This window comes from Nitrospirillum iridis (assembly GCF_014205765.1).
In the GTDB taxonomy this organism is placed as follows: Bacteria; Pseudomonadota; Alphaproteobacteria; order Azospirillales; family Azospirillaceae; genus Nitrospirillum; species Nitrospirillum iridis.
The window spans coordinates 101,125-126,536 of record NZ_JACIIZ010000013.1 but is presented as its reverse complement, the minus strand read 5'-3'; the positions used below and the strand labels follow the sequence as shown (position 1 = coordinate 126,536).

Annotated in this window: 18 protein-coding genes; 11 read left to right on the top strand and 7 right to left on the bottom strand. The window is 66.3% G+C overall.

The features are described 5' to 3' along the window. The first annotated feature begins 34 nt into the window (after positions 1-34). From FHS74_RS21465 to FHS74_RS21450, 4 genes are all read left to right on the top strand, one after another. A complete protein-coding gene (locus tag FHS74_RS21465) occupies positions 35-2,095 on the top strand; it encodes a hypothetical protein (RefSeq protein WP_184804923.1) in 2,061 nt (686 codons plus the stop codon). 156 nt (positions 2,096-2,251) lie between these two features. After that, complete coding sequence (locus tag FHS74_RS21460; protein ID WP_246463275.1) at positions 2,252-4,723, top strand: TonB-dependent receptor plug domain-containing protein; 2,472 nt, start codon at positions 2,252-2,254, stop codon at positions 4,721-4,723. A gap of 420 nt (positions 4,724-5,143) precedes the next feature. Next, positions 5,144-6,298 carry an alpha/beta hydrolase family protein gene (locus FHS74_RS21455; RefSeq protein ID WP_184804920.1) on the top strand — a complete coding sequence of 385 codons (1,155 nt, stop codon included), beginning with the start codon at positions 5,144-5,146 and terminating at the stop codon, positions 6,296-6,298. 10 nt (positions 6,299-6,308) lie between these two features. Further along, positions 6,309-7,283 carry a fumarylacetoacetate hydrolase family protein gene (locus tag FHS74_RS21450; RefSeq protein WP_184804917.1) on the top strand — a complete coding sequence of 325 codons (975 nt, stop codon included), beginning with the start codon at positions 6,309-6,311 and terminating at the stop codon, positions 7,281-7,283. Positions 7,284-7,310: 27 nt separating this feature from the next. Here the strand turns inward: FHS74_RS21450 and FHS74_RS21445 are convergent, their stop codons facing one another. The 4 genes from FHS74_RS21445 to FHS74_RS21430 form a co-directional block, all read right to left on the bottom strand. Further along, on the bottom strand, positions 7,311-8,405 hold the full coding sequence (locus FHS74_RS21445) for an alpha/beta hydrolase family protein (RefSeq protein WP_184804902.1): 1,095 nt from the start codon (positions 8,403-8,405) through the stop codon (positions 7,311-7,313). A 102-nt stretch (positions 8,406-8,507) separates the two neighbouring features. Further along, positions 8,508-10,112 carry a hypothetical protein gene (locus FHS74_RS21440; protein ID WP_184804899.1) on the bottom strand — a complete coding sequence of 535 codons (1,605 nt, stop codon included), beginning with the start codon at positions 10,110-10,112 and terminating at the stop codon, positions 8,508-8,510. Between the two features lie 141 nt (positions 10,113-10,253). Then, positions 10,254-10,718, bottom strand: a complete 465-nt coding sequence (gene soxR, locus FHS74_RS21435) for a redox-sensitive transcriptional activator SoxR (RefSeq protein WP_184804896.1) — start codon at positions 10,716-10,718, stop codon at positions 10,254-10,256. A 140-nt stretch (positions 10,719-10,858) separates the two neighbouring features. Continuing rightward, positions 10,859-11,518 (bottom strand): CPBP family intramembrane glutamic endopeptidase, encoded by a 660-nt coding sequence (locus FHS74_RS21430; RefSeq protein ID WP_184804894.1) that lies wholly within the window; start codon positions 11,516-11,518, stop codon positions 10,859-10,861. A gap of 482 nt (positions 11,519-12,000) precedes the next feature. On the opposite strand from FHS74_RS21430, the gene FHS74_RS21425 reads away from it, so the two are divergent. Together FHS74_RS21425 and FHS74_RS21420 are read left to right on the top strand one after the other, a co-directional pair. Continuing rightward, a complete protein-coding gene (locus FHS74_RS21425) occupies positions 12,001-14,340 on the top strand; it encodes a TonB-dependent receptor (protein ID WP_184804891.1) in 2,340 nt (779 codons plus the stop codon). 169 nt (positions 14,341-14,509) lie between these two features. Beyond that, entirely contained in the window at positions 14,510-15,502 is a 993-nt protein-coding gene (locus FHS74_RS21420) for a LysR family transcriptional regulator (protein WP_184804888.1), read from the top strand. Between the two features lie 49 nt (positions 15,503-15,551). Here FHS74_RS21420 and FHS74_RS21415 read toward each other — a convergent pair whose 3' ends face one another. After that, the gene (locus FHS74_RS21415; RefSeq protein WP_184804886.1) at positions 15,552-16,607 is read right to left on the bottom strand and encodes a hypothetical protein; all 1,056 of its coding nucleotides are present in this window, start codon (positions 16,605-16,607) and stop codon (positions 15,552-15,554) included. 619 nt (positions 16,608-17,226) lie between these two features. On the opposite strand from FHS74_RS21415, the gene FHS74_RS21410 reads away from it, so the two are divergent. The 4 genes from FHS74_RS21410 to FHS74_RS21395 all read left to right on the top strand — a co-directional run bounded on the left by FHS74_RS21410 (position 17,227) and on the right by FHS74_RS21395 (position 22,918). Next, positions 17,227-17,403 carry a hypothetical protein gene (locus tag FHS74_RS21410; RefSeq protein ID WP_184804883.1) on the top strand — a complete coding sequence of 59 codons (177 nt, stop codon included), beginning with the start codon at positions 17,227-17,229 and terminating at the stop codon, positions 17,401-17,403. Between the two features lie 209 nt (positions 17,404-17,612). Then, positions 17,613-18,446 carry an alpha/beta hydrolase gene (locus FHS74_RS21405; protein WP_211106465.1) on the top strand — a complete coding sequence of 278 codons (834 nt, stop codon included), beginning with the start codon at positions 17,613-17,615 and terminating at the stop codon, positions 18,444-18,446. A gap of 32 nt (positions 18,447-18,478) precedes the next feature. Beyond that, positions 18,479-19,687, top strand: a complete 1,209-nt coding sequence (locus FHS74_RS21400) for an efflux RND transporter periplasmic adaptor subunit (protein WP_184804877.1) — start codon at positions 18,479-18,481, stop codon at positions 19,685-19,687. A gap of 39 nt (positions 19,688-19,726) precedes the next feature. Next, on the top strand, positions 19,727-22,918 hold the full coding sequence (locus tag FHS74_RS21395) for an efflux RND transporter permease subunit (RefSeq protein ID WP_184804874.1): 3,192 nt from the start codon (positions 19,727-19,729) through the stop codon (positions 22,916-22,918). Between the two features lie 87 nt (positions 22,919-23,005). Here the strand turns inward: FHS74_RS21395 and FHS74_RS21390 are convergent, their stop codons facing one another. Together FHS74_RS21390 and FHS74_RS21385 are read right to left on the bottom strand one after the other, a co-directional pair. After that, on the bottom strand, positions 23,006-23,218 hold the full coding sequence (locus tag FHS74_RS21390; protein WP_184804871.1) for a hypothetical protein: 213 nt from the start codon (positions 23,216-23,218) through the stop codon (positions 23,006-23,008). A 139-nt stretch (positions 23,219-23,357) separates the two neighbouring features. After that, positions 23,358-23,576 (bottom strand): hypothetical protein, encoded by a 219-nt coding sequence (locus tag FHS74_RS21385; RefSeq protein ID WP_184804869.1) that lies wholly within the window; start codon positions 23,574-23,576, stop codon positions 23,358-23,360. A 585-nt stretch (positions 23,577-24,161) separates the two neighbouring features. Between FHS74_RS21385 and FHS74_RS21380 the strand changes: the two genes are divergently transcribed. Next, positions 24,162-25,388, top strand: a complete 1,227-nt coding sequence (locus FHS74_RS21380; protein WP_211106464.1) for an AGE family epimerase/isomerase — start codon at positions 24,162-24,164, stop codon at positions 25,386-25,388. Positions 25,389-25,412 lie beyond the last annotated feature (24 nt).

Below are 25,412 nucleotides of genomic sequence, written 5' to 3'. Positions count from 1 at the left end.
CCACCCGCCTCGCCCATCGGCCCCCGGGACGACCATGACCACCCATGCCAACCCGCACCGCCTGACCGGATCGCCCGCAGCCAGGCTGCTTTTCATCGTCACCGTCAGCGGCCTGATCGATACCCTGTTGCTGTTGGCGGGCACACCGATCACCCCGATCTGGCCTATCGCGACCCTGGCTGGGGCCGCCATCGTCACGACCAGCGGCGAACTGCTTTTGAGCCAGTTCAAGGTCGACGGACTGGCGGCCCGGCTGCCGGTGGCCCTGGTCGTCGGCATCAGCGTCAGCAGTGTCGCCATGTTGATTCCCACCCTGGTTTTCGATTGGACCGCCCAATCGGCCTTCGTGGCATGGTCGGCCGTGATCATCGCCTGGGCCCTTGTGCGGCGCGAAAGCCGGACGGCTTTTCCCCCCATCCCCTGGTCCGACGTCTTCACGACGCTGGTCTGGGCCATCGTGGTCGCCTTCTTTTGCCGACATGTCGCCGCGGCCCTGCCCACGCTGACGGCGACCCTGGTGCTCCCTAGCTGGGTAGATTATTTCGCTCATGGAACGGTTGTCGCCTCCTTCGGCGCCCCCTTGGCGGCTGGCGGTGGTGACCTGATCCTGCCGGGCGCCCCGCGTTATTTTTATCATTACGCACCCTTCATGCTGCCCGCCGCCCTGGGTCAGGTGACCGACTTGCCCGCCTTGGGCCTGGCGACCGCGGTCCTTTTGCCGTTGGGGCTTTTCGTCGGTCTCTGCGGGCTGTTCGGGCTGGCGGTGGAAATGGGGGGAATGGGTGTCGCCTTCATCGCTTTGGGGCTCATGCTCCTCGTGCCCGATGCGTCGCACTACGGCCTGGGCAACGGCTTTCTTGGCTTCCATTGGTTGTTGTTCACGGCGCCCGGGTCCGCCTATGCCATCGGAACCGCCGCCGTCGCCTACCTCTGCCTTCTGAAATGGTGCAGGGGCGGGGGGGCCGGGCCGCTGGCGCTGGCCGTCCTGCTGACGTTCATGCTGATCGCCATCCGCGCCCACATGTTCCTCTTGTGGGCGCCGGCCATGGCCGGCACGGTCGCCTGGCGCCTCTTACCCGCGCCTTGGCGTTGGAGGCTGGCCGGATTGGGGCTGGCCCTAGCCTCCCTTCTCACCGTGGCGCTGGTGTTTGGCTGGCTGGGGCAGGGCCTTTTGACCTGGACGGCGGCCACCCAATATGCGGACAGCCTGTACAACAACGGCCCCGAGGCTATCGCCGCCTGGGTGCATGCGCTTGGTGACGGCTGGCGAACACTCGCCGGCGGATTGATGGCGCTGCCGGCGGCCCTGGGGGCGTGGCTGGTGGCCGCGTTGTTGGCCCTGGCCCTGGTGACCCGGGGTAAACGCTTCCAGGCGGAGGACATGCCCCCTTTGCTGTTGTGCGCCACCTACGTCCTTCTGGTCTTCTGGGCCCCCATGCCCATGAACAATGACGTGTCGGAATACAAACACCGGCATTTCGTGCTGCTCTATGCCATCGTTGCCCTTTGGACCACGGTCAGGCTGGCCGGGGCCGGCGGCTGGGGCACCAGGATCAACCGGTTGGGGCCTGGCCGGGGCGCCGCGTCGGTCGCGGCCGCCGTCGCCCTGGTTCTGGCGCTTTACCACGGAACGGACCCCGCGCGCCCCTCGGCCGCGTTGGGTTGGTCCTCTGCCTTCTTCCACACCCGGGTACAGCCCGGCATACCGGAGGCGGCGCGCTATCTGCGGGACCATGCGACGCCAGGGGATCGCATGCTGATCGGTGGGCATGGCGCCAACGGGGCCCTTGATGGACCCGCGATGCAACTGGTCGCCCTGACGGGCATTCCCTGTCATGTGGCGCGCATCGACCAGATGCTGACGACGCGAACGCCGGAGGTGGTGGCGGTGGTGCGGCAACGCATGGCGGATCAGGCCGCCGTGGACCATGCCGGTGACCGCCAATCCGCCGCGGCCCTGCTGCGGCAGCGCGGCATCCGGTGGTACGTCGTGGCGGCGCCGGACATGCCCGCGTGGGATGGTTCCGGCGCCGCCGCCACCTTCCACCAGGGCGAGGTCTTCGTTTACGAGGCGACCGCCCTGGCCGGGGCATAGACCCATCAGCCGAAGGCGAAATGTCGCATCCCCAACCCTAAGTCGTGTCCCGTAGGCTTTGTCAAAAGCGTCTTGAAGGCGTTACGGGCATCAGGGGAAAAATCACCACGAAGCGACCCAGAAGCGTATCGAAACGATAAACTGGGAGACTTCATAATGGGTTTTCGGGGCTATGCGCGGAATTCCGCGCGTGATGGGCGTCGTCTGCGCACCGTTACCGTCCTTTCACTTCTGGCCTCCACCTCCCTCAGCGCCGTGGCCCTGGCCGCGACCGCGCCGGCGGATTCCGATGGCTTGAATGAAATCGTCGTCACCGGCAGCCGCCGCGTCGACCGCTCGGTCGCCGACAGCCCCTCGCCGGTGGACGTGTTCACGCCGGAGGATTTGGAACGCCAGGCCGGCAGCGACACGCAGGATCTGATCCGCACCCTGGTCCCGTCGTTCAACGTCGGCCATTTCTCCAGCGACGACGGCTCGGGCATCGTCCGCCCGCCGACGCTGCGCGGCTTGCCGCCGGATGAGACCCTGGTGTTGATCAACGGCAAGCGCTTCCACCGCTCCGCCCTGGTGCAGATCGCGGGCGACGCCCAGACCTCGGGCTCGCAGGGCGCCGACCTGAACCAGATCCCTGCCATCGCCATCAAGCAGCTGGAGGTGCTGCGCGACGGCGCCTCGGCCCAGTACGGCTCCGACGCCATCGCCGGCGTCATGAACTTCACCCTGAAGGATGCCGACCACGGCGGCAGCGTCATCGCCCAGTGGGGCCAGGACTACGCCGGTGACGGCGCCACCGGCCACATCCAGGTGAATTCAGGCCTGCCCCTGGGCGACAAGGGCTTCGTCAACATCAGCGCCGAATATCAGAAGAACGATCCCACCGACCGGGGGGTGGAGCGCACCGATGTCACCGCCCTGAAGGCATCGGGCTACGACCCGGGCCCCAAGGGCTATCCCACGCCCAACCAGCGCTGGGGCGACAACGCGGTGGAGGCGGAGCGGCTGTTCATCAACAGCGGCATCGACCTGACCGACAATTCCAAGGTCTACCTGTTCGGCAATTTCGGCCACAGCAATACCAAGGAAAGCTTCTATTACCGCGACCCGCTGAGCAGTTGGCTGGGCACCAGCTTCACGCTGGCCGACGGGTCCACCTTCGCCTGGAACAAGGTTTATCCCGGCGGCTACCATCCCTGGTTCTATGGCGACATACTGGATAGCAGCATCACCGGCGGCTACAAGACGACGCTGAAATCCGGCCTGATCATCGACGCCAGCGCCAGCTACGGCCGGGATGAGGTGCGCTACAACCTGACCAACACGGTCAATCCCTCCCTGGGGCCCAGCAGCCCGACGCAGTTCTATGTCGGCACGCAGACGCAGGAGGAGACGGACCTCAACCTGGACCTCACCTATCCGGTTCACATCGACTGGCTGGCCAGCCCGCTGACCCTCGCGGGCGGTGCCGAATACCGGCGCGAGACCTACACCATCACCGCGGGCGACGCCGCCTCCTACACCTCCGGCGCCTATGCGGCCTATGTGCCGGTGGGATCCAACGGCATGCCGGGCTTCACGTCCACGGATGCCGGCCAGTTCCCGCGCAGCAACTACGCCTTCTACGCCGACGCCGAAGCCGACGTGATCAAGGATTTGAGCCTGGGCTTCGCCCTGCGCTATGAGGATTTCAGCGATTTCGGCAGCACCACCAACTGGAAGGTCACCGGCCGCTATCAGCTGACCGACTGGGTGGCCATCCGCTCCTCCGTCAATACCGGCTTCCGCGCCCCCACGCCAGGCCAGGAGAACGTCTCGAAGGTGACCACCATCTTCCAGAACGGCAACCCGGTGGAACAGGGCACCTATCCGGTGGGCAGCGCCATCGCCCGCTACTACGGCTCGCAGGCGCTGAAGCCCGAGACCTCGTTCAACATCGCCGGCGGCCTGGTGTTCGACCTGCCCTACAAGGTCAACCTGACGGTCGACTACTACAACATCAAGGTCGAGGACCGCATCGGCATCACCAGTTCCTACACGGTGACGGCGGCCGACATCGTGGCCCAGCCGGCCCTGGCGGCGGTGGGCGTGGGCGGTCAGGTAAACTACTTCGCCAACGGCTTCGACACCCGCACCCAAGGCGTCGACATCGTGGCCAGCAAGACCTTCGACCTGGCCGACGCGGGTGAGTTGCACGCCACGGCGGCCATGAACATCAACCACACCGTCGTCACCAAGTACGACTCCAGCGTCATCGGCCTGGGCCAGATCCAGGACCTGCAGAACGAAAACCCGCACTATCGCGCCACCCTGACCGGCGTCTGGGACGTGGGCAAGTTCAGCATCCTGGGCCGCGCCAGCTACTACGGCGCGTGGGAGGACAATGTCAGCATTTGCGGCACCACCTGCCTGGGCCAGAACTTCGACCCCGCCTGGATCTTCGACGCCGAGGTTTCCTACAAGGTCTTCGACGACCTGACGGCCAGCATCGGCGGCCAGAACGTGGGCGACAAGTACCCCGCCAAAATCCGGTCGGAGTTCGGCACCTATGGCGTGGGCCAGCAATATTCCTTCAGCAGCCCCTACGGCTACGACGGTGGCTACTACTATGTGCGTGTGAAGTACGACTTCTGACCGCCCGGCGCCAGTCGCGCCCGCGCGTACGATTCCCTTCCTCGGGTTGGCCCCCTGGAAGGTTCCTTGGGGCCGCCGGACTTCCCGCCGGCGGCCCTTTTTTATCCGGCGACCGCCGCCACCACCTCATCCTCGATGGCCTGTTCACGTCGCGGAAGGAAAGGGCCTCATGGCAGCACCCATCGCCCAAACCGTTAGCGTTCCATCGTATCTCTCGATTTCCCAAATGCCCGCCCCCGGGCCAGGGTAGCCTCGTTGCGTACACGCTGGCGCCCTTAAGCGCGGCCGGCGGGCGGTGGGAGGAATGAGAGCGGGGGCCGAACGGGCCCGGCCGGCGGCCAGCGCCACGGCACCTTACCCTTCGGCATGACCCGCCGTCCCTGTCCCGGCGCCCATCGAGACCAGAGGCCGCGAGACCCCATGTTCGAATACTTCCCCAAGAATTACGTCTGGAACCTGTCGGTGGACATCGCCATCGAGTCCGGCGCCCAGATCGGTGAGATCGATGAGATGTGCCGGCCGTTGCGCGACGCGGCGGCGCGGGGCGAGGATGCGGGCACGGGCGAGTTCCTGAAGCACTGGGTGGCCATGGCCGACAAGCTGGTCGATCTCGCCGCCGAGGACGAGGCCCGGGGCCGCAATTTCTCCGCCGGGACCAAGCTGCAGCGCGCAGCGCTCTATTACACCACGGCGGAGCGCATGCAGGGCCACGGCCATCCCGGCCGCGCCGCGACCTACGCCAAGGCGCAGGACAGCTTCCGCCGCGCCATGGCCCTGGGCAATGAGAACGCGGAGCGTATCGAGATCCCCTACCAGGGCGGCATCATCCCCGCCCTCTATACCCGCGCGCCGGGCCCCGGCCCCAAGCCGGTGGTCGTCTACGTCAACGGCCTGGATAGCTGCAAGGAGCTGCTGTACTGGTCCCGCCTGCCCGAGGCGCTGCTGCGCCGGGGCGTCTCCACCCTGTGCATCGACCAGCCGGGATCGGGCGAGGCCCTGCGCCTGCACAAGCTGCCCGCCACCCACAAGGCGGAGGAATGGGCATCCAAGGTGGTGGACTGGCTGGAGACGCAAGACGACGTGGATGCCAAGCGCATCGGCATCACCGGCATCTCCCTCGGTGGCTATTTCACCCCCCGCGCCGTGGCGTTCGAGCCACGCTTCGCCCTGGGCGTCGTCTGGGGCGCCAACCACAACTGGGCCGAGGTGCAGCAGAAGCGCCTGGCGCGCGAGGGCGAGAACCCCGTGCCGCACTATTGGGAGCATGTCAGCTGGGTGTTCGGCGCCAAGGACATGGACGACTTCTTCGCCAAGGCGGCGGGCATGACCCTGAACGGCGTCGTCGAGAAGATCAAGGTGCCCTTCCTGGTCACCCATGGCCAGAACGACCGGCAGATCAGCCTGGACTACGCCCACCAGACCTATGACCAGCTGGTCAACAGCCCCAAGCGCGAGCTGAAGATCTTCACCCCGCGCGAGGGCGGCATCGAGCATGTGGGCGTGGACAACATGTCCTTCGGCCGTGACTACATCGCCGACTGGATCGCCGAGACGTTCGGCGAGACCGTGGGCTGAGGCGCGATCCATGAAACTCGCCACCCTGCCCAACGGCACCCGAGACGGCCGCTTGGCCGTCGTCTCCCGCGATCTGCGCCGTGCCGCGTACGCCGATGGCATCGCCGCCACCCTGCAGGAGGCCATCGAGCGCTGGGACGCGGTCGCCCCGGCGCTGCAGGCGCTGTATGACGCCGTGAATATCGGCCGCGACACCGTCCCCTTCGACGCCGCCCAGGCGCTGGCCCCCCTGCCCCGCGCCTGGCAGTGGCTGGACGGGTCCGCTTACCTCAGCCATGGCGAGCTGATGGCCAAGGTGTTCAAGATCGACAACGTCCAGGGCGCGGAGCCCTTGATGTACCAGGGCATCTCCGACCGCTTCCTGGCACCGACCGAAGACGTGGCCCTGCCCTCGGAAGAGGACGGCATCGATTTCGAGGGGGAGTTCGGCGTCATCACCGGCGCGGTGCCGTTGGGTGTCACGCCGGAGGAGGCCCTGGCCCATGTGCGCCTGGTGGTGCAGATCAACGACTGGTCCTTGCGCGTGCTGGCGCCGCGCGAGATGAAGACCGGCTTCGGCTGGGTGCAGGCCAAGCCACCGTGCAGCGTCGCACCGGTGGCGGTGACGCCGGACGAGCTGGGCCTGTCCTGGCGGGACGGCCGCGTGCATCGCCCGCTGAACGTGTGGTTCAACGGTGCGCGCTTCGGTGCCGCCGAGGGCGGCGCCATGGCCTTCGGTTTCCACGAGCTGATCGCCCACGCCGCCCGCACCCGGAACCTGTGCGCGGGATCCATCATCGGCTCCGGCACCGTGTCCAACGACAGCTACCGCACCGTGGGGTCCAGCTGCATCGCCGAGCGGCGGGGCATCGAGATCCTGGATGAAGGCGCGCCCAGGACCCCCTTCATGCGCTATGGCGACCGGGTGCGCATGGAGGTGACGCTGGCCGACGGCGGCAGCGTCTTCGGCGCCATCGACCAGCGGGTGGTTCCCGTCCCGCGTTGATTGGGGCGCGCTGATCGGGGGCGCTGATCAGCGCGCGCCCTCGCCCTGGCGCGGGTTCTGGTCCTGCGCCCAGGGCCAACGATAGGCGTCCTGCCCCTTGACCGGGGCGGGCGTCTTCTCGCGCACCAGGGGATGGTATCCCCCGCCCTCCTGCGTTCCCAGCGCCGCCAGGCGGGCGGCCGTCTCCGCGCTGGGACTGAAGGCCTGGTCGGCCAGGGCGTCCACCACCGGGTAAACCGCCAGGCGTTTCAGCAGCACGCCGTCACCCCGCCCCGGCGTGCGATGGTCAGCCGTCAGGGCGCAGCCGCCGGCCGGTCCTTGCGGCCAGATGAGGGTCCCGGACTTGGCCTGGAAAAAATAGCGCGCCCCTTCAGCCGGGGCGTGGGCATACAAATCCACCGCCATGCGCGGATCGTTCACCGTGTCGCCGTCATAGACCTGCCAGCCCCGGATCACATGGGCGGGCCAACGCGCCATGTCGGCGTCACTGGTGGCGTGGCTGTACCAGGGCGCCAGCATGAGGACGAAGGCGCCCTGGCGTCCCCAGCCCTGGTCCACGAAGGCATGGCTGGCCAGGAAGGGCACGGCCCCGCCACCGTAGGAATGGCCGACGATGCCGACGCGGCTGAGATCCATGGCCTGGCCCTCCGCCGCCACCGCCGCCTGGAAGCCCGCCCACAGCGTGCCGTACCGCTGGTCATGCGTGGCCCCCAACGCCGGATACGGGGCGTAAACGACCACGGCGCCCCGGCTGACCATGTGCCGGATCAGATCCTGGTAGGCGGGCCAGTAATTGGGGCCGAAGCCGTGGGCCAGCAGGATCACCGGACTGGGACCGGGCGCCCGGTCCGGCAGGAAGACCAGGACGTCCTGCCCCGCCATGGCGGGATCGGGCACCGCGTGCCGGACCATGCCATAGGGCCCGTCCACCCCGGTCGGCATGCCCGGCGGCAGAACCGAGCCGTCGCAGCCCGGGGATTCCACGGCGGACACCGATTTGTCCTGGTCCTGGCCCAGGGCCTTCGCCCCCCGCCGGACCGCCGCCATGCACCCACCACAGGTCGCCAGGACCAAGCCGGCGACCAGAATCCAACGCACCGCGACACCCAGCCCCGCCATCATCCCCTCCGTCCTTCCCGCAGGGCGCCGCGAGCGCCCCCATGGTGATACGGAGGGGACCACCGGAACTTTCCGGGGCCATGAGGGCCAGACGCCCGACAGGGCTCAGGGCTCGCGGTCGATGGTGTAGAGGTCGGCCATCGGCCCCTGGTGGACCAGGACCAGACCGGGCGCGGGGGCCGGTGCCGGACCATCGGGGTGCAGGAAAAGGACGTGATCGAAGCGCTGGCGCCAACCATCCCACCACTTCCCCTGGGACGCGGGCAGTTCGCTGGTCCCAACCGGCCAGGACACCAGGTCGCTGAAGGCGTATTCGGGACGGAATTGCAGGCTCATGGAAATGAAGGTCAGTGGATCAAGCGTCGAGTGGGTGACCACCGTCAGCCCGGTCCAGTGCCAGACCGCCGTCGCCCGATGGCAGGAGGCGCCGACCCCGCGTCCCTGATGATCCGCCTGGAGGATGGGCAGCACACGGCTGCCCCGCCAGTCGTCGGGAATGGCCGCCAAAAGATCATCGACGGCGCGCCCGCAGCCACGCCATTCCGTCGTCACCACCGCGAACAGGCCCAACACCGCCAGGGCGGCCGCGCCCAGCACGGGCAGTCGCTCACGTGGGGCCAGCCGGACCCGGCATCCCGCCAGCAAGACCAAAGCGATCATGACGGGCAGGCGGATGTGCATCTGCGCCACCGCCTGAATGACCGGCGGCACCAGCAAGGACAGGGGCCCCAGGACCAGGACCGGCAAGCGGATGGCGGGCGCCACGCTGACCCGCCGGGCGAGGATCAGGCCCACGACCACCACCAGCAACACCCCCGCCGCCCAAGGGGAAGCGACCAGCAAAGCCAGCGGCGCCTTCACCACATCGATCATGGAGTGCGGGCTGGGCCACTCGGTATAGGGATTGGGCAGGATTTCGCGCCCGCCGGCGAGCAATGCCAAGGCGAGGGGACCGAGCGCCAGGACCGCCAGTTCCCCCCAGTCACGGCCCCCCCGCGATGGATAGGCCGGATCGCGCCCCCAGCGCAGCCGCAAGCCAACCTCCAGCCAGAACACCATGGCGAACAGCACGGCGAACGCCACCGCGTGCGCCAGCATGACCGCCAGCCCCCCCAGCGCCAGCACGGGCAGGCGCCAAAGCAATGGCCACGTCCGAGCCCCCAGCCAAAACACCAGCATCCACAGGGCCAACGCCATGCCAAAGGCCAGGTTGATGATGCCGTCCAGGAAAACCGTGTTGTACAGCATCGGGTACAGCAACAGCCCGGCATACCAGGGGGAACCGGCCCAGGGGGAACCGGCCTGGCCCATGTTCAGGCGACGGGACAGTTGCCAGGTGCCGCCGGCCATCAACAACAGTGTCGCGACCAGGAACAGGCGCCCCGCCACCCAGGGCGACAGCGGCCCGATCAGCGGCGCCACCAGCAGGTCGACGGCCAGGTTCACATTGGGCCGCAGGCCCCAGTCCACAGTGTAATACCGCTGCAGGTCGGCATCGTGGGCATAGCGCGCCTCGGCCGCCAGGCGGGCGAGATGTTGCGGATAGTCGTTCAATGCGGGCGCCACGGAAACGAACAGCGGCGACAGCGCGGCGGCCATCAGCAGCACATGCACGGCGGGCCACGCGAAACGGCGCCAGGGAAAGGAACCAGCCCACCCGCCGCGCCGGCCCACGGGTGCGTCGTCCACCAGGCCACCTTCAACTTTCATCCATTCCCTCCCCCGCCTCAGACGCATGGCGCCCTCAGAACCGCACAATAAGGGTCGCCCACACGGCCGACAAGCGACGAGCGGGAGCTACCTCCACCAAAAGTGGTGATCTTCACAAGTTTACCAGCCATCGCGCCATCTTCACGTCCTGTCGGCAGGTCGCAGCAGCACCGCCCCGGTGGCATCCGTCCCCAGGCGGTCCTGCGGGTTGCGCAAGGGGCAGTCGGCCATGGACAGGCAGCCGCAACCAATACAGGTTTCCAATTGGTCGCGCAGTTGCGTCAGGCTGTCGATGCGCTGTTGCAGCGTGTCCTTCCAGTGGGTGGACAGGCGGCGCCAGTCCGCCTGGGTGGGTGTGCGCCCCTCCGGCACCGTGCCCAGGGCGGCATGGATGTCGGCCAAGGAGATGCCGGCGCGCTGCGCCACGCGGATGATGGCGATGCGCCGCAGGATCTCGCGGGGATAGCGCCGTTGGTTGCCGGCGGTGCGATATCCCGTGATCAGGCCCTTGGCCTCGTAAAAATGCAGGGTGGAGACGGCGACACCGGCGCGCCTCGCCACCTCCCCCACGGAAAGTTCGCGCTTCAGCTTGGCCGCACCAGGCATGGGGGCACCCCAACCTCAACAATAGATGAGGTTTTATAGGCCTGGGCGCCAAGAGGTGGCAAGTCCCAACGCCGCCCGCAGCCGCGCATCGGCACATACGGCCGCATCCCACAGACATCAGACGTGGAAGGCGAAATGCCCTATTCTGATTGCTTGGCAACTTCCGGTACCCTCGACGGCCGGGCGAAGGTCACGCTTAGCGGCAACCCCACGTGAATGAGAATCAACCACCAAAGGCTGTCCGTCAGCGCATAGGCCGTCGTGAAGATGACCGCCGACAATAAGCTGCCCAGGAAGGGCTTCCATCCCTTGAAGCCATGCGCCATGCCATACGCCGCCGCCGCCACCGCGACGGCACCGACCGTGCCAACCAGCGGTATCAGCATCCACAAAAGATAGCCGCGATACAGAATCTCCCAGGCTGTCCCAATCACAAGGCTGAGTGCGATAAAGACCCGCTTTTCGTCTGGCGTGCTGGGTAATAGGGCCTCCGCTGAAGCGTTTCCCCGGGGTGGCTTTATCCTGACAAGCGCCAGCAGGCTCGCAAACAGGGCCACGGCGATTCCAATCCCGATAATACCCGCCTTAGGCACAGGAATCGCCAACCCGAGATCAGCCATGGGTCGCCCCAGCAGGACCCATTCCGCCATCAGCGCCATACATAAGCTGCCCGCAAGGGCCATGGAACGCCAATAACGGCCGATCTTTGGCTCATCGATATTGCGCCGCGTCAGGCTTCGACAAATCTGATAGGCCGGAAGAACCAAAACCAACAGCGCCGTTAAGGCGTAATCAAACATAATTCTCTCCCGAACCGCCGCCGACGCTCAGCAATAATGCAATGTAATTATGATTTTAGTAGGGTGCCTCAGCGAGAATAATCTTACCTTTGGCCGGAGCTTCTGGGAACGTGTGAAGAGATAATACTGGCGAAGTCGAAAATTCAAACCCCCTCGGAACGATCTTCGTTTCCTCTTTCAGCGCATATGGTGGCGGTCCGCCGTGCACAATCCCAAGCAATACACCGCGCCATCAAGACAGTTCCATGATATCGAGCATCGTTGGAAGCCCCGGCTGATAGTCAGTAAAAGAAAGCCGATTTCCACAAAACACGACCTCGGGCTATGCATATATTGAGCATCACAAATGCGGCTGAGGCAGAATACGGCCCCCTTCGTAATAAAACTCACACATTTTGGCGCAAACTGAAATAAAATCTTAATTTGCCGCACTGCAGCAACGTGGCTATCACCCGAGAAAATTCGCAGCCTCGGGGAAACAAATGAAAATCCGTCATCTTCTGGCATCGGTCGCGGCGTTTGCGCTGTTGGCCGGGGGGGCGCTTTCCGCATCAGCGCAGCAGGCGCCCGCAGCGGCCGATACCGATCAGGTGGAAGAGGTGATCGTCACCTCCTCCCGCCGGTCGGCGTCGGAGATCGAGCTGCCGACCCGCGAGATCCAGGCCATCATGCCCGGCGTGAACGCGGTGAAAGCCATCAACATGCTGCCGGGCGTCATCTTCCAGAACGCCGATCCGTGGGGCAACAACGAGCAGAACTCCTCCCTCTACATCCACGGCTTCAACGCGCAGCAGCTGGGCTACACCCTGGACGGCGTGCCGCTGGGTGACCAGTCCTATGGCAACTACAACGGCCTGTCGCCGCAACGCGCCATCATCAGCGAGAACATCGGCCGCATCAGCCTGGCCTCCGGCGCCGGTGACTTGGGCACCGCGTCGACCAGCAACCTGGGCGGCACGCTGGCCGTGTTCTCCGACGACCCCAAGGCGGACGCCGGCGCCCAGGTGGAGCAGGTGTTCGGCAGTTACGACACCTTCCGCACTTACGCCCGCATCGACACCGGCCTGTTGGACGGCGGCAACAGCGGCTATGTCTCCTTCGTGCGCCAGGACTCCAAGGCCTGGGATTTCAACGGCCAGCAGGGCGGCTACCAGGTCAACGCCAAGTTCGTGCACGCCGGCGACAAGGGCACCTTCAAGGCCTTCTTCGACTGGTCGGACAAGACCGAACCCAACGAGGACGCGACCTCGGTCAGCGCCACGCAGGCCTACCAGCCCTATACCCGGCCCTTCCTCTACCCCGACCTGGCCAAGGCCCTGACCTACGTGGACAGCAAGGGCAACACGCCGACGGCCCTGGGCGCCAACTATTCCAACTATTTCAGCGCGGCGCAGCGTACCGATTATCTCGGCTACATGAGCTACGACTACCAGCTCAGCGACAATCTGACCTGGAAGAACCAGGTCTACTACCACCACGACGACGGTCGCGGCATCGTCGCCCTGCCGATCAGCGGCGCCAGCTCGGTGTTCAAGGTCTACTACCCGACCTCGGACCTGAAGACCGTCCTGGGCAACAGCGGCTATGGCGTGCGCACCACGGAATACATGATCGACCGCGAGGGTGCCCGGTCCAGCCTGAACTACGACCTGGGTGACCACCAGATCGAGGGCGGCGTGTGGTATGAACACAACGCCACCACCACCTCGCGCCGCTGGTACCAGCTGTCGGTCACCAACCCGCTGACCCCGTACGACGTCCCCACCGATCCGCTGTTCACCCAGGTGCAGAGCCACATCAGCAATGACGTGGTCCAGACCTACCTGCAGGACCAGTGGCAGGTGCTACCGACCGTGAAGGTGCAGGCGGGCTTCAAGTCCAGCCTGCAGTTCGCCAACGGCACCATGCCGGTGCAGCCCCTGTCCGGGTCCTACAGCGGCACGACCGTCAACCTGCCGGAAGGCGAGATCGACACCAAGGAAGGCTTCCTGCCGCAGGTCGGCGCCCTGTGGGACGTGACGCCGGACGACCAGCTGTTCGTCAACGTGCAGAAGAACGTGCGCCAGTACATCACCTACGGCCTGGGCGGCGCCTCGCCGTGGAGCCTGGGCAGCCAGGCCGCCTTCGACCTGTTCAAGCGCACCGGCAACCCGGAAACCTCGTGGACCTATGAGGCGGGCTGGCGCGGCGACCATGCGGTGGATCTGGGCCTCATCACCGGCATCGGCGGGCAGATCAACTACTACCACGTCGACTTCAGCAACCGTCAGCTGCTGATCAGCCCTAACGCCACCCTGACCAGCTTCGTCGGCGGCGTCGGCATCCTGCAGAACGTGGGCAGCGTCACCACCAACGGCGTGGACCTGGCGGCCACCATCCACCTGGGCGACCACTTCTCGATCTACGACGCCCTGTCCTACAACCACTCCGAATACGACCAGAACTACGTCAGCGGCACCAGCACGGTGCTGACCGCCGGCAAGCTGATCCCCGGCGATCCGGAATGGATGAACCGCGTCATCGTCAGCAGCAACTATGGCGCCTTTGGCGCCAAGGTCAGCGGCGAGTACTACGGCAAGCGCTATGCCACGTACACCAACGACCTGTGGGTCCCCTCCTACTGGCAGTTCAACCTGGAGGCCAGCTACGACCTGGGCGCCATCGCCCCGGGCGTGAAGTCCTCCTCCATCGGGTTGAACGTCACCAACCTGATGGACAAGAAGGCCGCCAGCACCATCACCGTGGGCTCGGCCAGCGGCACCTACGCCATCTACCCGCTGGCCCCGCGCCAGTTCTTCGTCACCCTGAAGGCCGGCTTCTAGAGCAGATCGCCCGAAGGCGGAATCGCCTTTGGGCGTGAAGCTGCGTTAACGCAGCCGGCTATAACCCGGCTCATCCCACGGAAGGTTCCAGGGCTGCGCGCCGCGGCCCTGGAACCGGACGGCCGTGCCGCCTACATTGCTCCGGACCACGCTCGCTCCGGGGACACCCATGGACAAGTTGCAGGCGATGCAGGTGTTCACCCGCATCGTGGAAGTGAACAGTTTCTCCAAGGCGGCGGACACGCTGGGCCTGCCCCGCGCGTCCGTCACCACCATCATCCAGAACCTGGAAGGGTTCCTGGGTGTGCGCCTGTTGCAACGGACGACGCGGCGCCTGAGCCTGACGCCCGATGGCGCCGCCTATTACGAGCGCGCCATCCGCATCCTGTCCGACATCGACGAGGCGGAATCCTCCTTCGCCAACATGAAGAAGAACCCGCGCGGCAAGTTGCGGGTGGACATGCCGGGCGCCATCGGCCGGCTGCTGGTCATCCCGCGCGTCCATGAGTTCCGCCGCCAGTATCCGGATATCGAGTTGATGATCGGCATGGGCGACCGGCCGGTGGACCTGGTACAGGACGGCGTGGACTGCGTCGTCCGCGTCGGCCACCTGCAGGACAGCAGCTTGATCGCCCGACGCGTGGGCGTGTTCCAGGGGGTGACCTGCGCCAGCCCAGCCTATATCTCGGCCTACGGCCTGCCGGAAACGTTGGAGGATCTGGAACGGCACCAGGCGGTGAACTATTTCCACAGCCGCACCGGCAAGACCATCGACCTGTCCTTCATCGTGGAGGGCGAGGTGCAGGAGGTGAAGACTTCCGGCCCCGTGGCCGTCAACGATTCCGACGCCTACCTGACCTGCGGTCTGGAAGGCCTGGGCATAATCCAGCCGCCCTACTTCATGGCCAAGCCCCACCTGCTGTCCGGACAGTTGGTGGAACTGCTGCCGCGGTGGAAGCCCGAGCCCATGCCCATCTCCGCCGTCTATCCCCACAACCGCCACCTGTCACCCAAGGTGCGGGTGTTCGTGGATTGGGTGGCGGATCTGTTCGACAGCTGCCCCCTGTTCAACGGCCAATCCACCATCACCTGCCCCGATAAACCCGCCACGCCCGCGCCAGCCGACGTGGATGAGGAGGAGAAGTGCCTGATCTGCGCGTGAGGCCGCGCCCGCCACGGGACGTCGACCAAACCTTAAGGCGCGCTGTGACCTACAGGTCGTTGCCGTTGTACGGATTCTTCACATTGGCACCCTGCGGCGGCTGAGCCTCCGTCACATAGACGAAGAAGGTGGTCCCGCGGATGTTGGTGATCCTGTCGACGCGGAACGGCGTATCGTTGCGGAACAGCACCTCGTGCTGTCCTTCCTCCTGCTGGGCGGCCTTGGAAATGTACCGGCCGGTGCGCCCCTGGATGATGAAATAGGCCTTGGGCTGCTGGACCGTGCCCGGCGCGCCCCAATCCCCGGCGGAGCCATTCATGCGCAGCGCGCTGGTCGACACGAAGGATGGGTCGCGGATATAGTCACCGACATGGATGGCGCCGCCGTACACGGTACTGTTGGCCACACCGCTCTGGCGATAGCTGGGCCCCTCATGGGCCGGCAATTGCGCCAGGGCCAAATTGATGCGCTGCGACGCGGCGGCCATGGCGTCCCGCCCCCGCTCCTCGTTCGTCTGCAGGGGATTCAACGGCGTCAACGTTTCAGGGGCGGTGGCCCCGACCCCCTCGTAGTCCTGGTTCGGCAAGAGACCGCGCAGGTGTTGGCCGATCATCCGCCAGTTGACGACCGTCCCCGGCACGCCGGAAACCCAGGTCCGTACACCGGCGCGGACATCGTCATTGACCTGGTCGGCACCCGTATATCGCCAAGCGAGAGCCATCTTTTCGCCCAACCCCGACGTGGCGCTTTCCGCCACATCGCCAACCCCCAGCGTCAGCAGGCGGTTCAATTCAGCGATCAGGGTCTTGTTGTTGGCCGTATTTTCAGCCTGATCGGCCAGCCGGATACGCTGTTCCAGCAGCTGAAGCGAGGTCCGCCTGCCCCCCGCCTGCAACTGTTCGACAACCTGCGTGGCCGGGCCCAACTGGGTCGTGTCGAAATCGGCAGCCAGCCCCGGTATATCCGCTTGCGGGATGACCACCCGCTGAACGGGGGCGGAAGAGTTCAAGACGGCGGACAGACCGGCAAGTCGCGCTGGTCCCGATCCAGCCGCGAGGCCCGCCGCCATCTGCAACAGGCGCTCGGGCTGGGCCTTGGCGGACATGCCGCCCTGTCCCGACCGCTCCCTCCCGATCCCCGAGACGGGGGCGCGTCGCGCCGCCATCGCTCGCTGTTCCATGGCCACCACCCCCACCGTCGCACCAAAAAAATATACAGCAACCAAAAGGAATGGTACATCAAGTCAATGCAACCATAGCCCGGCGGACCCTATACCCATCCGGTGGATGGACGCACCCGCAGCGCGCGGGGCGCTCTGACGCCCTCGATTATGCGGTCTTTCCTAAACAGACTATTCGGATTATCGCGTATTCCGCCTAGGGCGGCGTTCGCTATGATGTGACTGTTGCTGCACCGCAGGTCAGGGGACCGGCGGTGAGGCCTGGGCCCCCAGCCCGCTTTCGTGAAACCGCCCCATTCGGGGCACCAACCCTTAGCCCTTGGCCTGACCGTCCTTTCCCCGGTGTGGAAATGGGCGCGGCCTCGTCATTCCGGCGCGTCGTCCGACGCGCCACCCCACGCCTGTTGCCCGGCAACCGCCGTTGGCCCCGCGGCTGATACCGCCGCCCGTTCTTCCGCCGCTTTGACGACCGGAAACGGGACGCGACCGCCGCCCGCGCCACGGTATGCCGGGTGCCACCCAAGCCGATCAGGAGCCGAAGACCATGGCCGCACCGACCCCCTTGGCCGTCCCCTATGACGCCCATCACCGCCGGTTGTCCCCGGATACGCGTATCATCCTGATGGTGTTGGCCGCCTTGAGTGGCGCGCTCTCCCTGTTCGCCGGCGTCGTGCTGCGGGACCTGTTCCCCTTTATCGGCGTCATGCTGCAGGGTTTCTGACCCCCGCCTTCTGTCGACAATTCGAGCCCGCGCACGCTGCGACGCACAACGTCGCGGCCGGCGGCAGCGTCACCAACGACGCCATTATTCATCAAATCCGAATTGTGTTGCGGCTGAATGCTTATTTATTCGCCACAACACCTTCCATACAGTCCACCCTGTCATAACCAGGAGGGGTGCTGCGGCACCCATGTGAAATGTCCAGGCCATTGAGCCAAAACATCAGTGAAATTGCCGGCGGCGTGGCCGGTGGCGCGGACGGCATCACCATCTGCGAAACGCGCATCCCGGGCTATGCCCAGGATGTGACGCTGCGCCTGTACCGGCCCGCGGCGGCGGCCAAAACCCTGCGGCCGTCGTTGCCGGTGGTCCTGGTATTCCACGGCGGCGGCTTCACCAAGGGCGGGTTGGATGATGCCGATCCGGCCGCCCGGTTCATCGCCCATCACACGCCCGCCTTCGTCGTCTCCGTGGGCTATTCCCTGGCCCCCGCCCACCCCTTCCCCGCCGCCCCGGGCGACGCCTACCGCGCCGCCCTGTGGGTCGCCCAGCATGCCCGCGACTTTGGTGGTGCGGCCAACCGCCTGGGTGTGGCCGGCTATGACGCCGGCGGCCACATCGTCGCCTCGCTCACCTTCATCGCCCGCGACCAGGGCGACGTGCCGCTGAAGGCCCAGGTGCTGGTCGGTCCCATGCTGGACCCCAGCCTGACCCGGGTGGGCGATGAGCGGCTGCTGAGTTCGGACATCACCGTGTCCGACTGCGCCAAATGCTACCGCGCCTACCTGCCGGAAGCCGCACAGCGCCTGCACCCCTATGCGGCGCCGCTGGAATCCCGGCGTCTGGCCGGCCTGCCGCCGGCGCTGGTCATCACCGCCCAGAACGACGTGCTGCATGTCGAGGCTGAGAAGTATGCGGGCCAGTTGATCGGGTCCGGCGTGCCCACCGAAGTGACCCGCTTCCCCCGCGTTTCCCATGCCGACCTGGCCACCAATCCCGCGGTCCTGGCGGCCATCGCCAACTTCCTCGGGCGTCGCCTGTAACGCCCCGCCAACGCCAGTCAAGGAGTACCCCCATGTCCAACACATCCACCAAGCCAACGAAGGCCAAACTGGCGCTGGCGCTGGCTTCCGGCGTCGCCCTGGCCGCCCTCGGCGGCTTCTACCTGCGCGGTCCCGGCGGGGCCCAGGCCTCGGCTCCGCCCCCCGCCGCCCCGGTGGCGGAGGTGGACGTCGCCCCCGTCATTACCCGCACCGTCGTCGACTGGCAGAGCTATTCCGGCCGACTGGAGGCGGTGGAGCATGTGGACATCCGTCCTCAGATCTCCGGCCCCATCGTCGCCGTGAATTTCAAGAACGGCGCCCTGGTGAAGAAGGGCGACCCGTTGTTCACTATCGACCCCCGCCCCTTCCAGGCGGAAGTGGACCGGGCGGAGGCCAACCTGGCCTCCGCCCAGTCGCGCCAGCGCTATGCCAGCACGGATCTGGAGCGCGCCCGCAAGCTGATCACCAGCAGCGCCATCCCCCAGCGCGATCTGGATGACCGGGAGAACAGCTTCCGCACGGCCACGGCCGATGTGAAGGCCGCCGAAGCGGCCCTGCAGGTGGCGAGGCTGAACCTGGGCTACACCCGTGTGGTGGCGCCAGTGGACGGCCGTGTCAGCCGGGCGGAGATCACGGTGGGCAACATCGTGGCCGCCGGCGCCAGTGGCGTGCCCCTGACGACGCTGGTGTCCGTCTCGCCTATCTACGCCTCCTTCGACGTGGATGAGCAGACCTACCTGCGCTACATCGCCAGCGTGAAGGACGGCCATGCCCCGGTGCAACTGGGCCTCGCCACCGAGGACGGCTATTCCCGCGCCGGCGTGGTGGAGCATGTGGACAATCACCTGGACACCGTTTCCGGCACCATCCGCGTGCGCGCCAAGTTCGACAATCCGGATGGCCTGCTGGTTCCCGGCCTCTATGCCCGCCTCAAGGTGGGCGGCAGCACCCCGCACGACGCCCTGCTGGTGGATGACCGCGCCATCGGCACCGACCAGGACAAGAAGTACGTCCTGGTGGTGGGTGACGACAACAAGGTGGCCTATCGCGAGGTCGCCGTCGGCCCGCTGCAGGACGGGTTGCGCGTCATCACCAAGGGCGTGAAGGCCGGCGAGCGCATCGTCGTCAACGGCGTGCAGTTCGCCCGCCCCGGCGATGCCGTGAAGCCCAAGAACGTCGCCATGGCGGGTGAGACCGCCGCCCCCGACACACGGCACGCCGCGTCGGGTTCGGCCCTGTAAGGGCCGTATCCGACCAGCCCCGTTCCATCGAGAACAGCCATGAACATCTCACGTTTTTTCATCGACCGGCCGATCTTCGCCGGCGTGCTGTCGGTGGCCATCTTCATGGCCGGCCTGATATCACTGTTCCAACTGCCCATCTCGGAATATCCCGAGGTGGTCCCCGCCACCGTGGTGGTCCACGCCCAGTACCCGGGCGCCAACCCCAAGGTCATCGCCGAGACCGTCGCCGCGCCGTTGGAAGAGCAGATCAACGGCGTGGAAAACATGCTGTACATGCAGTCGCAGGCCAACAGCGACGGCAACCTGGCGGTGACGGTCACCTTCAAGCTGGGCACCAATCCCGACCTGGCCCAACAGATGGTGCAGAACCGCGTCTCGCAGGCGCTGACACGCCTGCCGGAGGACGTGCAGCGCCTGGGGGTCACGACGATCAAGAGTTCACCCACCCTGACCATGGTGGTGCACCTGATCTCGCCCAGCAACCAGTACGACATGACCTATCTGCGCAACTACGCCGTCCTGAACGTCAAGGACCGGCTGGCGCGCATCCAGGGCGTGGGCGAGGTGCTGGTCTGGGGCTCGGGCGACTATTCCATGCGCGTCTGGCTGGATCCGCAGAAGGTGGCCCAGCACAACCTGACCGCCGAGGACGTGGTGGCCGCCATCCGCGACCAGAACGTCCAGGTGGCGGCGGGTGTCATCGGCTCCTCCCCCTCGGTGAAGGGCGTGCCCCTGCAGCTGTCGGTCAACGCCCGCGGCCGTCTGAGGACGGAAGCCGAGTTCGGCGACATCATCCTGCAGACCACGGCCGACGGCGGCGTCACCTATCTGCGTGACGTGGCCCGTATCGAGCTGGGGGCGTCCGAATACGGCCTGCGCGCGCTGCTGGACAACAGCCCGGCCGTGGCCCTGGCCATCAACCAGTCGCCCGGCGCCAACTCGCTGGCCATTTCCGACCAGGTCCGCGAGGCGATGAAGGAACTGTCCGCCGACATGCCGCCGGGCGTGGAATACCGCATCGTCTATGACCCGACGCAGTTCGTCCGCGCCAGCATCGACGCCGTCATCCACACCCTGCTGGAAGCCATCACCCTGGTGGTGATCGTGGTCATCGTCTTCCTGCAGACCTGGCGCGCCTCCATCATCCCGCTGCTGGCCGTGCCCATCTCCATCGTCGGCACCTTCGCCCTGCTGCTGGCCTTCGGCTATTCCATCAACGCGCTGTCGCTGTTCGGCATGGTGCTGGCCATCGGCATCGTGGTCGACGACGCCATCGTCGTGGTGGAGAATGTGGAGCGCAACATCGAGGCCGGGCTGTCGCCCAAGGAAGCGACCTACCAGGCCATGCGGGAGGTGAGCGGACCCATCATCGCCATCGCCCTGACCCTGGTGGCCGTGTTCGTGCCGCTGGCCGCCATGACCGGCCTGACCGGCCAGTTCTACCGGCAGTTCGCGATGACCATCGCGATCTCCACCGTCATCTCCGCCTTCAACTCCCTGACCCTGTCCCCCGCCCTGGCCGCCTTGCTGCTGAAAGGGCACCATGACGGCCAGGATTGGCTGACCCGGGGCATGAACGCGGTGTTCGGCCCCTTCTTCCGGCTGTTCAACAAGGTCTTCCACCGCGGCTCGGTCGCTTACGGCACCGGTGTGGGCGGGGTCATCCGGCGCAAGGGCGTGATGCTGGGCATCTATGCCCTGCTGCTGGGCGTCACCTTCTATCTGGGCAATGCCGTCCCCGGCGGCTTCGTGCCCGCCCAGGACAAGGAATACCTGGTCACCTTCGCCCAGTTGCCCAACGGCGCCTCGCTGGACCGGACGGAGGAGGTCATCCGCAAGATGTCCGAGATCGCCCTGAAGCAGCCCGGCGTGACCCACGCCGTGTCCTTCCCCGGCCTGTCGGTGAACGGCTTCACCAACAGCTCCAGCGCCGGCATCGTCTTCGTCCCGCTGGACCATTACGACAACCGGCCGGGCCACGTGTCCGCCGCCCAGATCGCCGCCAACCTGCGCAAGGAATATGCGGGCATCAAGGAAGCCTACATCGCCGTCTTCCCCCCGCCGCCGGTGATGGGGCTGGGCACGCTGGGCGGCTTCAAGCTGCAACTGGAGGATACCGGCGCCCTGGGGTACGAGGCCATGGCCAAGGCGTCCAACGACTTCATCGCCAAGGCCATGAAGACGCCGGAGTTGGGGCCGACATTCTCCAGCTACCAGATCAACGTGCCGCAGTTGAACGTCGACCTGGACCGGGTGAAGGCCAAGCAGCTGGGCGTGTCGGTCACCGACGTCTTCGACACCATGCAGATCTATCTGGGGTCGCTGTACGTCAACGACTTCAACACCTTCGGCCGCGTCTACCAGGTGCGGGTGCAGGCTGACGCCCCGTTCCGCGCCCATGCGGATGACATCGGCCTGCTGAAGACCCGCAACGCCCAGGGCACCATGGTGCCGCTGTCGTCGCTGGTCAGCGTCTCGCAGACCTACGGGCCGGAGATGGTGGTGCGTTACAACGGCTACACCGCCGCCGACATCAACAGCGGCCCGGCGCCCGGGTTCTCCTCGAACCAGGCCCAGGCGGCGGCGGAGCGGATCGCGCATGAGGTCCTGCCCCGGGGCATCAAGCTGGAATGGACCGACCTGACCTACCAGCAGATCCTGGCCGGCAACTCCGCCCTGTGGGTGTTCCCCATCAGCGTGCTGCTGGTCTTCCTGGTGTTGGCCGCCCAGTACGAGAGCCTGACCCTGCCGCTGGCCATCCTGCTGATCGTGCCCATGAGCCTGATGTCGGCGCTCGCCGGCCTGTGGCTGACGGGCGGTGACAACAACATCTTCACCCAGATCGGCTTCATGGTGCTGGTGGGGCTGTCGGCCAAGAACGCCATCCTGATCGTGGAGTTCGCCCGGGAACTGGAAATCCACGGGAAGACCCCCGTCCAGGCGGCGATCGAGGCCAGCCGCCTGCGGCTGCGCCCCATCCTGATGACCTCCATCGCCTTCATCATGGGTGTCGTGCCCCTGGTGTTGTCGACGGGACCAGGTTCCGAAATGCGCCACGCCATGGGTGTCGCCGTGTTCTTCGGCATGCTGGGCGTGACCTTCTTCGGCCTGGGCCTGACGCCGGTGTTCTACGTCCTGCTGCGGACGCTGGTGGGCGGCAAGCTGATCAGCCACGAGAAGGACGTGCCCGAACCCGGGCATGAAACGGAACGGGCGCACGCCGCCTGATCCCCATCGCACCCGCCACCTTCCTCTCCCCCCTGGAGGTGGCGGACGCGACGCGGCCCAGGTTCCTTGACGGGACCTGGGCCGTTTTTATTTGGGCGCCCGCCGATTTCGGCTCGCCCATTTCAGGAGAATCCCTGACGCGATCAAAAACGTAAAAACAAACAGCGCGCCGGCGACGACGCCGGACAATATTCTAAAAACCGGCTCCGTCGTCCTCATCATCACGAATAGCGTGTTGGCGCCTGTCATCAGGCAGATCACCATGCCGTGGACAAGGTTCACCGGCTTCTTCGGGGTCATTCCGAATCTCCTCGCCGCGATGGGCCCTCTCAGGAATTCAATTCCATATCCCGATACGCCACCGCGCGCGGATACAGGCCTACCAAGGCCCCCGGGCCATTTCATCGCTGGACGTGTCACCTTCCGCAGGAGGGCGACCTCAGGAGGTCACCTTGCCCCTTCGCATCCCGACGAGCGTCAGAATGATCGAGACAAGAAAAAGCACCAGGGCACACAGCAGCGCGCCCGATATGACCAGATGGATCGGATCATTTCTTTTGACGGAATAGATCAGGGCGATGGCCGCCGAGTGCCCACCGACCACAGCACCAGACAAGGCGCCCCCCAATTTCCCACGCATCATGACGAACCCATTCACGGAAGTGTTTGTCCTGCGGGGCGATGGAGATGGCGGCCCGCTACTGTCTCCGTCAAGATGGCACCCGCTGAGAAGGGTGTCGAGTGAGGGTGGTGGTCCGGGGCGATCCCCTGGAGGTAGCGGACGCGACGCGGCGATGGGATTCTCCGCCTGAATATGCCCAATGATTTTGCTGAGGTCGGCGAAAGCGGCTGGATGCCAACTGACCACTTCCGCCATGCCCGTCAGCGCGGGCTGTGAAGCGGGGCATCAAAATTGCCGTTGGCGACTTCCAGCAACCAAGCACGGACCTCGGAATGCGGAATGCGCCGCATGTCCGTCCGGGTTTCCGCAACGGCCGCCGTCAAGGCCGCCAATTCGGCAGCGTCCTCGTCGGTCAGCTGAGGGGGCGGCCCTGGTTTGCTCATGCGCTTAAAAATGGCATTGGCCTCACTGAATGTCGAGGCTGGCCTCCGCTTACCCGTGTTTGTCCGCCACCTTCCCCCGGTCACCGAAATATTACCGCCTTGCCCCTGGCCGGCGACCGGTCCGCCTTCTATCGTCTGAGCCGACATTTCCCCTGTGAGACCGAGCGGAAGGCACCCCATGATGCACGCGGCTGTCCTGTCCTCAACCACCCCCAATTCCACCCCCACCGGCGCGCTGGCCGACGCCGCGGCGGTGCGCGGGCAGCTGAAAGCCTGGCTGGTGGAACACGCCTACCCGCTGTGGTGGGAGGCGGGGGCGGACCGGCTGCACGGCGGCTTCCATGAAAAGCTGGGCCTGGATGGCAAGCCCACCAACGATCCCCGCCGGGCGCGCGTGCAGGCCCGCCAGGTCTATGCCTATTCCGTCGCCGCCAAGTCCGGCTGGAACGGCCCGGTGCGCGAGGCGGCGGAGCATGGCCTGACCTTCTTCCTCAACCACTACCGCCGCCCCGACGGCCTGTTTCGCACCAAGGTGGCGCCGGACGGCCGCTGTCTGGACGACACCGTGGTGCTGTACGATCAGGCCTTCGCCCTGTTCGCCCTGGCCGCCGCGCAGGGTGCCACACCGGAAAACCGGGTGCCGGAGGAGATGGCCGTGAACCTGCGCCAGCGCCTGCTGGACACCCTGCATCATGCCCAAGGCGGGTTCGAGGAGAGCCATCCCCGCACCCTGCCCCTGCTCTCCAACCCGCACATGCACATGCTGGAAGCGTCCCTCGCCTGGATGGACCAGGGCGGCGACGGCGGCTGGCGCGACCTGGCGGAGGAGATCGTGAGCCTGGCGCTGACCCGCTTCATCGACGATGACATGGGCGGGCTGAAGGAATTCTTCGACGGCGACTGGCGGCCCCAGGCCGGCACCCCCGGCCGCATCGTCGAGCCCGGCCACCAATTCGAATGGTCGTGGCTGATGCTGCGCTGGGCGGCCTTGACCGGCAGCAAGGCGGCGTCGGATGCCGCCTGGCGCATGATCGCCATCGGCGAGGGGCCTGGCGTCGATCCCGCGCGCGGCGTCGCCATGAACGCCCTGCTGGACGACCTGACGCCCCACGATCCGGTGGCCCGCCTGTGGCCGCAGACGGAGCGCGTCAAGGCCGCCGTGCTGGCGGCCTTGGCCACCCGCGACGATGCCGACCGCTGCGACGGCTATTGGACCATGGCGGCGGCCGGTGGGCGCGGCCTGATGAAATATCTTGATACGCCGGTTCAAGGCCTGTGGCGCGACCGCCTGAACCCCGACGGCAGCTTCGTGGAGGAGGCGGCACCGGCCAGCAGCTTCTACCACATCGTTTGCGCCATCCAGGAACTGGACCGGGCCCTGGCCCAGGTCGGGCATCCCGGCTGAGCGACACCCGTTCTGACGTCAGAA

Coding starts and splice junctions, on each gene's coding strand:
- FHS74_RS21450 (WP_184804917.1), top strand. CDS start 6,309: ATGAAACTCGCCACCCTGCCCAACGGCACCCGAGACGGCCGCTTGGCC.
- FHS74_RS21400 (WP_184804877.1), top strand. CDS start 18,479: ATGTCCAACACATCCACCAAGCCAACGAAGGCCAAACTGGCGCTGGCG.
- soxR (WP_184804896.1), bottom strand. CDS start 10,718: ATGCCTGGTGCGGCCAAGCTGAAGCGCGAACTTTCCGTGGGGGAGGTG.
- FHS74_RS21380 (WP_211106464.1), top strand. CDS start 24,162: ATGATGCACGCGGCTGTCCTGTCCTCAACCACCCCCAATTCCACCCCC.
- FHS74_RS21410 (WP_184804883.1), top strand. CDS start 17,227: ATGGCCGCACCGACCCCCTTGGCCGTCCCCTATGACGCCCATCACCGC.
- FHS74_RS21390 (WP_184804871.1), bottom strand. CDS start 23,218: ATGACCCCGAAGAAGCCGGTGAACCTTGTCCACGGCATGGTGATCTGC.
- FHS74_RS21465 (WP_184804923.1), top strand. CDS start 35: ATGACCACCCATGCCAACCCGCACCGCCTGACCGGATCGCCCGCAGCC.
- FHS74_RS21395 (WP_184804874.1), top strand. CDS start 19,727: ATGAACATCTCACGTTTTTTCATCGACCGGCCGATCTTCGCCGGCGTG.
- FHS74_RS21440 (WP_184804899.1), bottom strand. CDS start 10,112: ATGAAAGTTGAAGGTGGCCTGGTGGACGACGCACCCGTGGGCCGGCGC.
- FHS74_RS21415 (WP_184804886.1), bottom strand. CDS start 16,607: ATGTCCGCCAAGGCCCAGCCCGAGCGCCTGTTGCAGATGGCGGCGGGC.
- FHS74_RS21430 (WP_184804894.1), bottom strand. CDS start 11,518: ATGTTTGATTACGCCTTAACGGCGCTGTTGGTTTTGGTTCTTCCGGCC.
- FHS74_RS21420 (WP_184804888.1), top strand. CDS start 14,510: ATGGACAAGTTGCAGGCGATGCAGGTGTTCACCCGCATCGTGGAAGTG.
- FHS74_RS21425 (WP_184804891.1), top strand. CDS start 12,001: ATGAAAATCCGTCATCTTCTGGCATCGGTCGCGGCGTTTGCGCTGTTG.
- FHS74_RS21460 (WP_246463275.1), top strand. CDS start 2,252: ATGGGTTTTCGGGGCTATGCGCGGAATTCCGCGCGTGATGGGCGTCGT.
- FHS74_RS21455 (WP_184804920.1), top strand. CDS start 5,144: ATGTTCGAATACTTCCCCAAGAATTACGTCTGGAACCTGTCGGTGGAC.
- FHS74_RS21445 (WP_184804902.1), bottom strand. CDS start 8,405: ATGATGGCGGGGCTGGGTGTCGCGGTGCGTTGGATTCTGGTCGCCGGC.